Annotated in this window: 13 protein-coding genes; 5 read left to right on the top strand and 8 right to left on the bottom strand. The window is 40.3% G+C overall.

The window, feature by feature from the left end; genetic code table 11:
- Nucleotides 1-1,342: 1,342 nt before the first annotated feature.
- Entirely contained in the window at nt 1,343-2,176 is an 834-nt protein-coding gene (locus tag C9J12_RS11205) for an NAD-dependent epimerase/dehydratase family protein (protein WP_107242794.1), read from the bottom strand.
- Nucleotides 2,177-2,503: 327 nt separating this feature from the next.
- Here C9J12_RS11205 and C9J12_RS11210 point away from each other — a divergent pair, with 327 nt between their 5' ends.
- Both C9J12_RS11210 and pyk read left to right on the top strand, forming a co-directional pair.
- The gene (locus C9J12_RS11210; RefSeq protein WP_011219096.1) at nt 2,504-3,358 is read left to right on the top strand and encodes a MurR/RpiR family transcriptional regulator; all 855 of its coding nucleotides are present in this window, start codon (nt 2,504-2,506) and stop codon (nt 3,356-3,358) included.
- Nucleotides 3,359-3,683: 325 nt separating this feature from the next.
- Complete coding sequence (gene pyk / locus C9J12_RS11215) at nt 3,684-5,129, top strand: pyruvate kinase (protein WP_107242795.1); 1,446 nt, start codon at nt 3,684-3,686, stop codon at nt 5,127-5,129.
- Nucleotides 5,130-5,253: 124 nt separating this feature from the next.
- Here pyk and rimJ read toward each other — a convergent pair whose 3' ends face one another.
- On the bottom strand, nt 5,254-5,835 hold the full coding sequence (rimJ, locus tag C9J12_RS11220; protein ID WP_107242796.1) for a ribosomal protein S5-alanine N-acetyltransferase: 582 nt from the start codon (nt 5,833-5,835) through the stop codon (nt 5,254-5,256).
- A gap of 37 nt (nt 5,836-5,872) precedes the next feature.
- On the opposite strand from rimJ, the gene C9J12_RS11225 reads away from it, so the two are divergent.
- Complete coding sequence (locus tag C9J12_RS11225) at nt 5,873-6,367, top strand: methylated-DNA--[protein]-cysteine S-methyltransferase (protein WP_107242797.1); 495 nt, start codon at nt 5,873-5,875, stop codon at nt 6,365-6,367.
- Between the two features lie 61 nt (nt 6,368-6,428).
- On the opposite strand, the gene tyrR is transcribed toward C9J12_RS11225, so the two are convergent.
- From tyrR to pspA, 6 genes are all read right to left on the bottom strand, one after another.
- Nucleotides 6,429-7,964 carry a transcriptional regulator TyrR gene (gene tyrR, locus C9J12_RS11230; protein WP_107242798.1) on the bottom strand — a complete coding sequence of 512 codons (1,536 nt, stop codon included), beginning with the start codon at nt 7,962-7,964 and terminating at the stop codon, nt 6,429-6,431.
- Nucleotides 7,965-8,209: 245 nt separating this feature from the next.
- Complete coding sequence (locus C9J12_RS11235) at nt 8,210-9,256, bottom strand: YcjF family protein (protein ID WP_107242799.1); 1,047 nt, start codon at nt 9,254-9,256, stop codon at nt 8,210-8,212.
- The gene (locus C9J12_RS11240) at nt 9,253-10,650 is read right to left on the bottom strand and encodes a YcjX family GTP-binding protein (protein WP_107242800.1); all 1,398 of its coding nucleotides are present in this window, start codon (nt 10,648-10,650) and stop codon (nt 9,253-9,255) included. Before C9J12_RS11240 ends, C9J12_RS11235 begins: the two co-directional genes overlap by 4 nt.
- Before the next feature lie 196 nt (nt 10,651-10,846).
- Entirely contained in the window at nt 10,847-11,233 is a 387-nt protein-coding gene (pspC, locus tag C9J12_RS11245) for an envelope stress response membrane protein PspC (RefSeq protein WP_006233514.1), read from the bottom strand.
- On the bottom strand, nt 11,233-11,460 hold the full coding sequence (gene pspB / locus C9J12_RS11250; RefSeq protein WP_011219104.1) for an envelope stress response membrane protein PspB: 228 nt from the start codon (nt 11,458-11,460) through the stop codon (nt 11,233-11,235). The genes pspC and pspB overlap by 1 nt, the downstream gene beginning before the upstream one ends.
- A 104-nt stretch (nt 11,461-11,564) precedes the next feature.
- A complete protein-coding gene (gene pspA, locus C9J12_RS11255) occupies nt 11,565-12,230 on the bottom strand; it encodes a phage shock protein PspA (protein ID WP_011219105.1) in 666 nt (221 codons plus the stop codon).
- Nucleotides 12,231-12,417: 187 nt separating this feature from the next.
- On the opposite strand from pspA, the gene pspF reads away from it, so the two are divergent.
- Entirely contained in the window at nt 12,418-13,431 is a 1,014-nt protein-coding gene (pspF, locus tag C9J12_RS11260; RefSeq protein WP_107242867.1) for a phage shock protein operon transcriptional activator, read from the top strand.
- A 197-nt stretch (nt 13,432-13,628) separates the two neighbouring features.
- Entirely contained in the window at nt 13,629-15,248 is a 1,620-nt protein-coding gene (gene sapA / locus C9J12_RS11265) for an ABC transporter substrate-binding protein SapA (protein WP_107242801.1), read from the top strand.
- Nucleotides 15,249-15,250: the final 2 nt, after the last annotated feature.

Genomic DNA, 15,250 nt, shown 5'->3' on the forward strand with positions numbered 1-15,250 from the left:
AAGATCAGTACTTTATACTAACTGCTAAATTTAAATAGAACTAATTTGAACTAACCCTGAAAACACGAGTCCTATATATTGACATTAAGATTAAAGGATTATTTGTGAGCTGGCCGCCCACACGAATAAATCGATCCTTTAATCAGCAATGCTACTGCTGAAACTCCTACTTATTGTGTTTGAATACTTTAAACTTCTACTCGCTGATATTCGGCGAGTTTTTTTTGCATTATCTTCAGCCAAAAAATTCATATGAAACATTCGAAAGAATGTGTCATTTCACTATCAATACGCAACATTCATTATCCCATCAAAAATCATTCTAAAATAATTTGAACTAACTAAACAATGCACACTCTTATTACTATGATTGAGATTACTGGTTTGCATCCTTACCGAAAGGGTGACTACGTTACATTGACCGTGATAGTCTGAATTGCCACTGCTGCTACAAACTCCTAATTGTTTATGGAACATTCCTCCCGCTGACATTATTATCAGCGGGATTTTTTTACCTTATAAAACACAAAAAAACACAAAAACTATCATTCCCCTGTTTGTTATGAATAAATAGGGAGGAGAAATAAATAATCCACTTTTTTTTGAAATGAATTTGAACTAACTAAGCAATACACACTCTTATTACTATGATTGAGATTACTGGTTTGCATCCTTACCGAAAGGGTGACTACGTTACATTGACCTTGATAGTCTGAATTACCACTGCTGCTACAAACTCCTAATTGTTTTATGGAACATTCCTCCCGCTGACCTTATTCTCAGCGGGATTTTTTTATCTTTAAAAACACAAAAAAATCACCCTAACCATCATCCCCCTGTTGGTTATGAATAAATAGGGAGGAGAAATAAATAATCCACTTTTTTGAAATTAATTTGAACTAACTCAACAATGCACACTCTTATTACTATGATTGAGATTACTGGTTCGCATCCTTACCGAAAGGGTGACTAAGTTACATTGACCTTGATAGTCTGAATTACCACTGCTGCTACAAACTCCTAATTGTTTTATGGAACATTCCTCCCGCTGACCTTATTTTCAGCGGGATTTTTTTATCTTTAAAAACACAAAAAAATCACCCTAACCATCATTCTTCTGTCAGTAAGAAATAAACAACCTATTTTTTGAAATTAATTTGAACTAACTCAACAATGCACACTCTTATTACTATGATTGAGATTACTGGTTTGCATCCTTACCGAAAGGGTGACTACGTTACATTGACCTTGATAGTCTGAATTGCCACTGCTGCTACAAATTCCTTATTGTGTAAAAACATTTTCCCGTTGAATTTCAACGGGATTTTTTTTACCTAGCACGTCAAAGTTTAGCAATGTCTAACGCTGATACCGCTAGATCGGGATGCTTCAAAGATAACCCTAAAACTTTAATTGTTCTTTCTGAATTAATCACTTTCCCTTTTGGTGTTAAATCTTCCTCAAAAATCGGTAGATCGATACCCAATTTTAATGCACTCGCAGTGTAATATGCTTCTCGCGTTGGATGAAAAGGTGCAGCTAGGTGCAGTGTTTTTACATCCGGTGACTTTACAATAATACTCGTGATGGCTTGAATACAATCATCGAGATGAATCAAATTAACCTGTGATTTCCCACCCTTGATACCAGTGCGCCCCGATAAAAACTTAGCAGGATGACGATTAGGACCAATCAAACCAGATAAGCGCAAGACAACCAAATCATCCCCCCAGATGTCACGCAATTGTTGTTCTAATTTATAATGTGTGATGCCCGACTCACTATCAGGGCTTGGTTGCATTGACTCAGTGATTTCACCTTGCATATTGCCATATACCGATGTGGTACTGATAAAAATAATTCGCTTACAACCATTATCCTTTGCTGCCATAGATAATGATAAAACCGAAGCAATATATTCATCACTCTGTACTGTTCTTCCCCTTGGTGGAACATTGATAACCAATAAACCTGTGGCAAAAAAAGCTTTCATTTCAGAGCTAATGTGTGATTTCTCAAGTGGAATAGTTAATTCAACTCCGTGAATACCGACACTTTCTAGTTGTTTAGCCGCCTCCAGATTGGTTTTACTGCCGTAGACATCGAAACCTTGCGATACTAAATGTTTTGCCAACGGTAAACCTAACCAGCCACAACCGCATATACTTACGTTCATATTATTACCTTGTCTTGTTATACCTATAAAAATACCAAAGCACGCCAAAAGGTATAAAATAACTTTTTATTTATTTCACTCTGTAAATTAATTCCCCGCATATGAAATTAAACTACAAAATAACCTTTTATTAGAGTAAAAAAAGCCTTATTTTTTGAATTTAGTTTCAAAACTGAAAGAAAAAAGTCGATCCCGATCAAACTATAATAAAAATAGAAAGCTAACTACTAGGAGCGAATCGATGAAAAGTAGTATAGTTTCACCATATTGGCTTTATATCTTAATTAAGCCTACGAATGTAATTCAGTAACTAACGCGGTAATCGCTATGAATACCCTAGAAAAAGTTCAAAAAAATTTAGATAACTTCAGTAAGTCCGAACGTAAAGTTGCTGAAGTAATTATTGCATCACCACAAACCGCTATTCATTCAAGTATTGCTACGCTTGCTAAAATGGCGGATGTCAGTGAGCCAACGGTTAACCGTTTCTGCCGTCGCTTAGACACAAAAGGCTTCCCTGACTTTAAATTGCATTTAGCTCAAAGCCTTGCAAATGGAACGCCTTACGTTAACCGTAACGTTGAAGAAGATGATAGCCCTGATGCTTATACATCAAAAATATTTGAATCTACAATGGCTTGCCTTGACGTAGCTAAGAATAGCCTTGACCCAGTACAAATCAATCGTTCTGTTGATTTGCTGACTCAGGCAAAGAAAATATCGTTCTTTGGCTTAGGTGCATCTGCATCTGTTGCACACGATGCGCAAAACAAATTTTTCCGCTTTAACATCCCCATTGTATGCTTCGACGACATCATTATGCAGCGCATGAGTGTTATTAATTGCTCAGATGGTGATGTTGTCGTGATGATATCTCACACTGGTCGTACCAAAAGTTTGGTTGATATCGCACGTATTGCTCGTGAAAATGGTGCAACGGTTATTGGTATTACAGCCAAAGATTCACCGCTTGATCGTGAATGTTCTCTCTCTATATGTCTCGATGTACCAGAAGACACTGACATATATATGCCAATGGCTAGCCGTGTTGTACAAATGACAGTCATTGATGTGCTTGCTACAGGCTTTACATTACGTCGTGGTTCAGGCTTTAGAGAAAACTTAAAACGTGTAAAAGAATCATTAAAAGACTCTCGTTTTTCAAAAGAGAATATTCTTTAATACTAAATTAGTATCATTTATATAAAGAGAAGGCACGAATGAATATTCGTGCTTTTTTTTCATAACATATTGAGTATCGGCCTAAATATTGGATTGATTTAAGTAATCAATTAGTCAACAACTACACTTAGATAAATATTATTCAATAATTGTAAGGAAATATTCATCATATACTTACATAATAAATGTATGTTTTTTTCAGTTTATTGATGAAGAACAGCTTTCTCGCCCCTTTTCCTGTAGTAATATTTCATCATGTTAGTGACTGATCCACGATGTGATCGTATAGCAGTAATGAGCCGTTAAATAAAAGATGGAGTTTCAAATGTCTGAACAACTAAGACGTACCAAAATCGTAACTACACTTGGTCCTGCTACTGACCGCGATAACAACCTTGAAAAAATTATCGCCGCTGGAGCTAACGTAGTTCGAATGAACTTCTCTCACGGTAGCCCTGAAGATCATATTCAACGTACAAAAATGGTACGTGAAATTGCAGCAAAGCTAGGTAAGCATATTGCTATTCTTGGCGACCTTCAAGGTCCGAAAATTCGAGTTTCTACTTTTAAAGACGGTAAAATACAATTGGCTATCGGTGATAAGTTCACGCTAGATAGTGACCTTCCAAAAGGTGAAGGCCATCAAGATGCTGTCGGTCTTGACTATAAAGAGCTACCCAATGATGTTGTGACTGGCGATCTTTTACTTCTAGATGATGGTCGAGTTCAGTTAAAAGTAACAGCAGTGAGTGGTAATAAAGTACATACCGAAGTCACCGTTGGTGGTCCGTTATCTAATAACAAAGGCATCAATAAAAAAGGCGGTGGGCTTTCAGCTGAAGCACTAACAGAGAAAGACAAAGCCGACATTATTACTGCAGCCCAAATGGGTGTGGACTACCTTGCTGTGTCATTCCCACGTAACGGCGAAGACATGAAGTATGCTCGAAGCCTTGCATTAGATGCAGGTCTAGAAGCTAAGTTAGTCGCTAAAGTTGAGCGTGCAGAAGCTGTTGCAACAACAGAAGCGATGGATGACATCATCATGGCATCTGATGTGGTAATGGTTGCTCGTGGCGACCTTGGTGTTGAAATTGGTGACCCTGAGCTAGTTGGCGTTCAAAAGAAGTTAATTCGCCGTGCTCGTAGCCTGAACCGTACCGTCATTACTGCGACTCAAATGATGGAGTCAATGATTACTAGCCCGATGCCAACACGTGCAGAAGTCATGGACGTTGCTAACGCCGTATTGGATGGTACAGATGCTGTAATGCTTTCAGCAGAAACGGCGGCTGGTGATTTCCCTGTTGAAACCGTTCAAGCAATGTCGAGTGTTTGTGTGGGTGCTGAAAAAGAGCCTAGCATCAATGTATCCAATCACCGCTTAGCTCGCACATTTGCTTCACCTGAAGAAACTATCGCAATGTCTACCATGTATGCTGCAAACCATATGGAAGGCGTAAAAGCGATGGTAGCAATGACCGAATCTGGTCGTACAGCATTAATGATGTCTCGTATCTCATCTGGTTTACCTATTTTCGCTATGTCACGTAACGAAAATACACTGAACCGTTCTTCACTATACCGCGGTGTAACACCAGTCTATTTTGACCGTGATAGCGACGCTGGTCTTGAAGCGGCTAAACATGCATTGGTTGTGCTTAAAGAGCATGGTTACTTAACAACGGGTGATCTTGTCATTATCACCCAAGGTGACGTAATGGATACGATTGGTTCGACTAACAATATGCGTATTCTTACTGTCGAATAACCATTTTTAAAATGCAAAAGGCTTGCTGTAATAGCAAGCCTTTTTATTTTTAGGACGAGACAAAACTAGACAGACAACGGCCGGAATCATGCACGGCACGTTAACAGCTAGTCGAACCTGTTAGCTACTTAGGTGGCACCCAGTTATGATTTGTTTTTGCGGTAAGTATATGATCTTCCCATTTACCGTTGATCAGTAAATAGTCTTTCGCTCTGCCTTCTTTTTCAAAGCCTAAGTCTTCTAACACTTTTCCACTGCGTTTATTTCTTGGCATATAGGCGGCCATAATGCGATGAAACTGCTTCTCTTCAAATATCCACTCGACAACTACATCAAGAGCACGATGCATAATACCTTTGCCTTGATAAGCTTCTGCCAATGAATAACCTACATGACACGCATAAAATGGGTGCTTCACTAAATTACTGAAGTTAATAACCCCTATTATGTCATCTGAATCTTTCGTCGTAATAACAAAATAATAAGCAAGATTATGTTTATGAAGTTCGTTAAGTTGTAACAACCTTTTCTCCCACCCTTCAGGTAAGAAAAAATTCTCATCACGTAACGGTTCCCAAGGCTGTAGATATGCTCGATTTTTTTGGTAATAAGCTGTAATTCGAGCAGAATCTTTGTTACCGATCAAACGAATCTTAAGTTCATCAACCACTAATGTTGTAGAGCGGTTTATAATTGAGTTAAACAAATTATTCCCTTAAACCTTATGGTGTACTTTGGCTGTTATGATGTATTACGACGTTATTGATACTGTACTAGGAAAAATCTACCTTCTTGCTGATAGCAAGGGGTTACGACAACTCACTGTGGGTAGCGCTGGATTTTGTCCCGATTCAAGTTGGGAGCATGATCCCGATGCTATGAAACCTTACACGAATCAACTTACAGAATACCTAAGTGGGAAAAGGCAAAAATTCACCATCCCTTTGGCACCTCAAGGCACACCATTCCAACAAAAAGTCTGGCACACTCTTACTGAAATCCCCTTTGGCGAAACCTTTAACTACCAACAAATTGCAGACAAACTTGGCACTTCAAGTGCGGCGCCAGCGATTGGTATAACAAGAAACGTAAACCCTATTCCGATTATTATTCCTTGTCACCGCGTGCTTAACAGCAACAATTCATTGTGCAATTATCGCTACGGTCAAGAAGTTGTATCTCAATTGCTGGCATTAGAGTCAGGTCAACTATCGTTAATACCAACGATTATTAAATAAAGAGAAATACCACACTGTCACTCATCTCAGTGTGGTATTTACCTGATAATTAAACAATGAATTAACGTTTACTTAAACCATACTCACGCAATTTATTTGCTACCGCAGTATGAGAGACACCTAAGCGTTTTGCTAACTTTCGCGTTGATGGATAACTACTGTAAAGATTAGACAATATACCTGATTCATAACGTTTCATGATTTCATCCAGTGAGCCATTAAGTGTTTCGTCACTAATAATGCTGGTTGTTTCGTTCTCTGGCAGTTGAACATCATCAATCGTAATTTCAGGTCCTTCGACTTGTGTCATCGCACGGAATAATACGTTACGTAATTGCCTAATATTACCCGGCCATGCGTACTGACTAAGGTACTGTGAAAGCTTGTCTGAAATTTTAGGTTTAGCTTGCTGCAATTCTTGAGCAAATTGCGCTAAGAATAACTCAGCAAGTGGCACAATATCAGCAGTACGTTCACGTAATGGTGGCACAACAAGGGCCAACACATTTAAGCGATAATACAGGTCTTCACGGAATTCACCCGCAGCAATAAGATCCGGTAACTTTTTCTGAGTCGAGCAAATGACGCGTACGTCGACTTTAATTTCTTCTTCTTCGCCTACGCGACGGAAAGTCCCATCTTGTAAGAATCGAAGTAATTTTATTTGTAAATGTGCTGACATTTCACCGATTTCATATAAGAAAACAGTGCCACCAGCAGCTTGTTCGAAAATACCTTTTTTCCCTGCTTCATTTGCGCCCCCCGAAAAACCAAATAATTCAGTTTCTGCTGCATTATCTGGCATTGAGACACAGTTCACGACAAGAAATGGTTGCTCACGACGAATGGAACGTTGGTGGCAAGCACGCGCCAACATTTCTTTGCCTGTTCCTGTTTCACCTTGAATCAGTAAAGGTGCATCGAGTAATGCGAGTTTCTTCGCTTGAACCAACAGGTGCTTAAAACGTGAAGATTGACCGACTAGATGTTCAAAGCCGTTATCACCACTAATTTCACGCATCGCAATCGGCATTTTTGCTTCAGACAATGATTTGAGTAAAATCACGGCACTCACCATGACAGACTCTTCATTCTCATTAGTCACATAGACAGGCATAACTTCCATCAGGTAGTCTAAACCCGCAATGACGACCATTTCACTGCGCTTATTTGCACCTTCTTTCTCGACCCATCGAGTGTAATTAAAGCCAAGAAGAATTTGAATATACTCACCCAAAACATCAGTACTTACGTTGCTCATTAATTGCTCTGCAGCTTCATTAATCAGGTCAACTTTGCCACTGAGATTTATAGAGAAAAATGGATCGGGCAGCGTTTGCAGTAGGGCTTTTAGCTCTTTATGTTCTCGTTCACTCGGCATGAACTGAATTTTTCGTACATCTGTAACACCGTCTAACTGACGAATTTGCGACATAAGCTGGCTAAATTGTTCAAATTCAATTTCAGGACAATTGAGATAAATAATACCAATGCGATCAATTTCAATTCCCCTGAGATTAATTTCTTGGCTGGCAAGAATATCCAGCAGCTCTCGGGTCATTCCTAGTCGATCTTCACAAAAGACCTGTAGCCTCATATCGTGCGCCTTATGATATAAACGTCGCTTTACTTCAGCGGAATTACGCTTTCAATTAACATTATGATGATTCGTTTAATGTGTCAGGAATAGTTGACACTTATGAAGTGTGCGACGAAGCGGAAAATGAGTCAAGTCACTGATGTAGTATGATGAGATATTAGTCGACTATAAATTCAATTTATAGCCGATCAAGCTAATAATCACCATTAAAAATACAATTATCTCGTTGTTATTTATTACTATTAATTATTTTTTAAACTTTCATTTTTATGCGTTAACTTCAGCAATAAATCACGTCGTATTTCACTCAGTTTAGGCTGCTGATCGGGTTGCCACGGTAATGGTCGCATTAATGTAATCGCTTTAAGCCCTAATCGTCCCGTCAGTAAACCTACACCCACACCTTGGGCAACACGGGTTGACACTCGACCCGCTAAATCCATCGATAGCATATCCATTCCCGTATCAGCGATAACTTCCGTTGCCCCTGCAAAAGCCATATTGGCTAGTACTAATTTGACTAATTTAATGCGAGACCAATACCCCAGCTCAACCCCGTAGACGACAGAGACTTGCTCAATCAATTTGAAGTTCCGCCATGCCACCAGCAACATGTCTGCCAGCGCTAGCGGGCTCATTGCGACCATTACGGCAGCTTCACTCGAATACTTTGCCACCAGCTGACGTGATAATCGGTCTTGATGGCTCAGTACCATTTGGTCATACAGCTCTAGTACTTCCCGATCATTGTGCGTAGCCGCTAATGACTGCACCCATCGGTCATAACCTGCATGTTCATCACGAATATTACTTAGCTTGGCCAGCTTCATACAAAAAGCTTTACCTTGCCCAATACCGTCTGCATCGAGCAACACTTGTGCTTGCTCACGCTCTGTCTGACGTTGCTTTAAACGGCGAAGTTTAAATAATTCACGCCCAAGTGCTGTTATTCCCATTGTCGCAATACCTGCAACAATAACGCTCCAACCTAATGCTAACCAATCGCCAGTTTGATACGCAGAAACAACATAATCCACCGTTTGCCAACCCGTCATCGCCGCGCCAGCGATCAATAAACCTTTAAACCAGCTCGAACGTTTCTTCGGTTTACTCGCCAAAGTATGAGAAAGCTGCTCTTCTATATCATCATCATCTTTCACTTCTGGCAAAAAAGTATTGCTCTCTGCGAATTGCACTTGAGCCGTCAATTCTGCATCTGAATCTGTTGGTTTTGCTTCATCAAATACGATTTTTGTTTTGAATGCTTTATTTTGAAAAGATTCACTCATTTCAATTTATCTCCTAGCAAATACTGAAGCGCTTTATCCATACGGATGTGAGGCAATGGTTCATCGCTTTGTTGGGCTAATGGACGGAAATTCACAAAATCAAAACCATTATTTTGCCAAAAGCTCTCGTTAGGTAATCGACGGGGGACTTCGCCAGGAAATATTGTTTGGGACTCCCCTTCAAGGTTACACCCACGTAAAGCAGGTACTTGTGACCCTTGATGAGCGACAAAGCCGGGCTCTGTTGCTTGAATAGATGCCAAGCTAACGCAATCCATTTTAATGCCCTCAAACGATGCCGTTTGCCACGCTTCATTCACCAACTGCTGCAATAAACTAACTAAATTCGGATGTTGCTCTGGCGTCACATGATCTGATTTTGTCGCTGCAAATAATACTTTATCAATACGCGGTGAAAACAATCGACGTAATAACGAACTACGCCCGTATTTAAAGCTTTGCATTAACTGATCCAGCGCTTGGCGCATATCATTAAATGACTCGGTTCCTGCATTCAATGGCTGTAAACAATCGACCAATATGATCTGACGATCAAACTTTGAAAAGTGATCTCGATAAAACGCTTTTACAACATGCTGCTGATAGTATTTATATCGGCTCTTCAGCATACCGATGTTGCTGTGTTCATCTGCTTGTTGAAGTTGTTGTTCGGTATAGTTGTGATCCCAAATCATAGGGAAAAACTGCAATACCGGCGCCCCTGCTAACTCGCCAGGTAATACAAAGCGCCCAGGTTGAACCCAATGTAATCCGCCTTCAGCCTTGCATTTATACAAGTAATCGGTAAATGCTGCCGAAATACGTTCAATTAAGATTTCATCAGCAGGTGCAAAGGGGTCGAATGTTTCTCCCATTGCCATCCATTCTTGTGCTAATTCCAGTCGTTTACCTTTTAATACCTTTGTCTGCTGTTTAGACCACGCCATGAAATCTAGATCAAGCAAAGGTAAATCAAGTAACCACTCACCCGGATAATCCACAATATCAAGATATAAAGTGGCGGTTTCTTGAAACAGTTTCATCGGGCCTTTCTGCGGTTTATAACGTAACGCTAATCGTGTTTGGCTAACATCACGAGTCGGTTCCGGCCATGCTGGTGGTGAAGACAACAATGACCCCATACCTTCATCATAGCCAAATTTTGGTACATGCATATCGCGTTGAGGTACTCGCTTAGCCCCTAACAAATTACCATCACGTACAGCCGTAAAAAGGGGCAGACGTGGATTGGTGCTGACATGCAATAACTGATTGATCAATGAAGTAATAAATGCGGTTTTACCCGACCGAGATAATCCCGTTACCGCTAAACGCACGTGACGATCTAAACTACGATTTACCAGTTTATTTAACTCATTACCAATACGATTCATATCATGCCTTATTTCTTTTTATTCTGGAGATAGCATACACAAAGTAAAATTAACTGATGATGAACATTACTGATTATTTACACCCATTTAGTACAACTACCATCAGCTTAGTGCAATTAACCATCAACGAAAAAGCAGGCCTAAGCCTGCTCATTGTAATAGGTTCTTTAGCGCGCTATGTAAAATAGACTATGCCTTATAGATTCTTAAACTCACGATCAACGTTGAATGCGGAAGATGTGACATAAGCTTCCATTTTGCGTAAATTGCCTTCCATACCATTTAATTCAGATTCTACATTTCGTAAAATCTGCTCTGCAGGTTGCCCCGCTTGCCATGGCTTTTGTTTCACATTATGTTCTTTATATGTCGTTTGTTGCTGTGTACGTTCTTCCGGCATTTTATCAAGTATTAAACACGCCGCGATATATGCCAATGTCGCAAAAAAGCCAACGCCGAGTAAAAATGCCGATACCGCAAGAATTCGGACAAGCCAAATTTCCATACCAAAGTATTCTGCGATACCCGCACACACCCCACCCAATTTTCCATTTTTTGTATCACGGTATAAGATTTTACTCATTACTTATGCCTCCATTGGGGAGCTTCAGCATCAAGGATGCGCTCAAGCGTTGAAATACGATCTTGCATTTGTTCTGCGCGGACCGCTAACGCTTGCAATTGTTCATGCTCCTCACCCGATAATCCTTGGCTCGCGTGACGCTTACTGCGGTAATGAAGAATCAACCATAATGGTGCAACAATAACTAAAAACACCATTAACGGACCAACAATAAAACCCATAGACATTCGTTTCTCTCCTTTCCGCGCAGAATCGACGTTGTTCCAAATTAATCAGAGTAGATGATATTCATCAAGATAAGTACCTGATTATTAACTTATCCAGAATGATATTACTCTTTATCTTTAATGTTCGCTTTCATTCTAGCCAACTCTTGTTCAATGCTGTCTTGAGCCTGAAGATTCGCAAATTCATCTTCTAAGTTCTTACCACGACCAAGGTTGTAACTGTCAGCTTCTGCTTCCATCTCATCGATACGTCGTTCGTATTGCTCGAATTTTGATAGTGCTTCATCGACTTTACCAGTATCAAGTTGACGACGAACATCACGACGATTGCCCGCAGCTTTATGTCGAAGAACCAGTGATTGTTGACGAGCACGTGTCTCTTGCAGCTTTCTTTCTAGCTCTGCAACTTCAGAGCTTAGTTTATCAATCGTTTCTTCAACTAACTTGAACTCTTCATTCAGTGTTAGTGCTACATCACTTATTTTTTGCTTTTCAATTAACGCCGCACGAGCAAGATCTTCACGACCTTTCTGTAATGCCAAGCTCGCTTTCTGCTGCCAATCATTTGATTGTGCTTCAATCGAATTAATACGACGTTGCAGTTCTTTCTTATCAGCTAATGCACGCGCTGATGAGGTACGTACTTCAACTAACGTGTCTTCCATTTCCTGAATAATAAGGCGGATCAACTTTTGTGGATCTTCAGCCTTATCAAGCAGTGAGTTTACGTTTGCATTAACAATATCTGCAAAGCGAGAAAAAATACCCATAATAAAAACTCCTTTATTAAACCTGCACGTAAGGCCGATTTATAATTAATAACTTAATGTCACATCAAATATATATCAAGTCGCGTGCCAACTTTTTGTTCAATAAAAATCATACACTTAACTTTACAGATCAATAAACAGGCTGCTATGGTGTGGGGTAATGCGCCAATATTTAGCGAGATTAACCATGCACAATAAAGATAATTTAATCGGTGAATCGGAAGCGTTCCTTACTGTGCTAGATCAAGCATCTCGATTAGCATCACTTAATCGCCCCATCCTTATTTTAGGTGAACGAGGTACCGGTAAAGAGCTGATAGCACAACGAATGCATTACTTATCTCGTCGTTGGGATCAGCCCTTAATAACCCTTAATTGTGCAGCGCTAAGTGACGGTTTAATTGATTCAGAGCTATTTGGTCACGAAGCTGGCGCATTTACTGGCGCAAAAGGAAGGCATCAAGGTCGTTTTGAGCGAGCAGAAGATGGCACCTTGTTTCTTGATGAATTAGCCACGGCACCACTCGGGGTGCAGGAAAAATTACTACGCGTCATTGAATATGGGGAATATGAACGAGTCGGAGGCAGTAAAACCTGCCAAGCTAACGTTCGTTTAATCTGTGCAACCAATGCAGACTTACCGCAGCTTGCCCAAGATGGTAAATTCCGCGCAGACTTACTTGACCGCCTTGCTTTCGATATTATTCATTTACCGCCATTACGTGAACGCAATGACGATATCCTTCCTTTAGCGGAATACTATGCCGTACGTATGTGTCAGGAATTAGGGTTTGGTTACTTTTCTGGTTTCACTCCACAAGCACGTACCGCCTTACTCGAGTACCACTGGCCTGGCAATATTCGTGAACTTAAAAATGTGGTTGAGCGCTCGGTGTTTCGTCATAGCCTTGAAGACGAACCTGTCGAGCACATTATTATTAACCCTTTTCATGCGCCTTGGCACAATAAGCAAGATCACACTCGCACAACAGAAGGTTCAACAAATGCTTTAACTACTGACGTTATTTTCCCAATGGATTTACGTCAATGGCAACAAGATCAAGAAATAGAAATAATGCGTAACGCGCTGGAACAAGCCAAATTTAACCAAAGAAAAGCCGCTGAATTATTGGGTTTAAGCTACCATCAACTGAGAGGGCTATTACGTAAATATCAGCTAGTCGGCAGTAACGAAGAGTAATGTTTACTGAGCTGCATCTCTTGCGTTTTCTCTTGAGGTTGAGCAATTAATCTCCATAATTTCAGCAAATCTAAAAGCATGGCTGTTATTTAAGCAACATAACGTTAAGAAAAGGTGGATATCAAGGATGATTACTTGGTGGCTGTGATGGAAAATGTTAAATTTAACGACTTGATTTCATTCGACGCCTTTACGATATGAGCGCATATACTCGCCTTTTGTTTGCTTGTTTTAGCCTAGTTAGCCTTATGGGTTGTTCTGAGCCACAAAAAGATACTGATATACGAAGCCGTGGTTTCATTTATTGTGGCCAAGACACACCCACAATATTCAATCCACAGTTAACAGACGGTGGGCTAACAACAGATACCCTTGCCGCTCAAATATTTGATCGCTTATTAGTGCTAGATCCTGTTAGCCACCAACCGCTACCAGGATTAGCTCGTAGCTGGTCGATTAGTGACGACGGACTTGAATACACTCTTGCGCTACGCAAAGGCATTGAGTTCCAGAATACGGATTGGTTCACCCCAACTCGTCAGTTAAATGTTCAAGATGTTATTTTCAGTTTTAAGCGTGTTATTGACCCTAGTCACCCATTCTTTAACATCTCTGGTGGCCGTTATCCTTGGTTTGAAAGTTTAGCTTTTGATAAATTAATCAATGATATTGTCGCGATTGATTCCCATACCGTTAAATTTATTTTAAGCCGTCCTGATAACTCTTTTCTATCGAACCTAGCCACAAGCTATGCGGTCATTTATTCACAAGAATACGGGCAACAGCTTCTTCAGGCCGGTCAGCTAAACCAGCTCGATATGAAACCTATCGGAACAGGGCCTTTTTATTTAGACCAGTACGTACCTAACGATCTCATTCGTTTGAAGCGTCACTGGGGCTATTGGCAAGGTGCAGCACCAATGGATCAAGTGGTGTTCGATATATCGTCACGCGGCACAGGTTCACTGGCTAAACTATTAAGTCACGAATGTGATGTGCTCTCATCACCGATTGCCAGCCAACTATCCGTCATTTCAGATAATTCAGAGTTTGAACTAATGGCGCAAACGGGCATGAATGTATCATTTCTAGCGCTCAATAATAACAAGCCTATCTTGCAAGATATTCGCGTACGTAAAGCCATTAGCTTTGCCATTAATCGCGATAATTTACTCAATTCCGTGTATTACGGTACAGGCACCAAAGCAAAAAGCATGTTGCCACCTATGTCATGGGCCTATAATCACAAGAGCCAAGCATTGGATTTCGATCCTGAAGAAGCCATTAGATTATTAAAAGAAGCTGGGTATGATAATAAATTAACATTATCGATGTGGGTTCCCACTGAACCTCGTCCGTATAATCCTAGCCCTCGAAAAACAGCAGAGCTGATTCAAGCTAGTCTACAAGCAATTGGTATTCAGGTAACGATGTCACATCAAGATAAGCTTGATCGTATCAGCATGGGTGAAGCAGCCTCTTTTGACCTTATCTTATCGGGGTGGATTGCTGATAACGGCGACCCAGATAACTTCCTACGCCCCTTATTATCATGCGATGCCAAACAGGCAGGGCTTAACATTGCCAATTGGTGTAACCTAGATTTTGATAATTTACTCGAGCTTGCTTTACGTACCAGTAAGCTTGATCAACGCTTAAATTATTATCATCGTGCGCAAAATATTTTAGATCAACAAGTGCCATTAATTCCATTAGCGCATGGCGTGCACTTTCAGGTTCACCATAAATCATTAGGTGGATTACAGATGAGTCCTTTCGGTACTCGCTCATTTTCCAGTGTTTATCGAAGCGAGTAAAA

This window comes from Photobacterium frigidiphilum (genome assembly GCF_003025615.1).
Lineage (GTDB): Bacteria > Pseudomonadota > Gammaproteobacteria > Enterobacterales > Vibrionaceae > Photobacterium > Photobacterium frigidiphilum.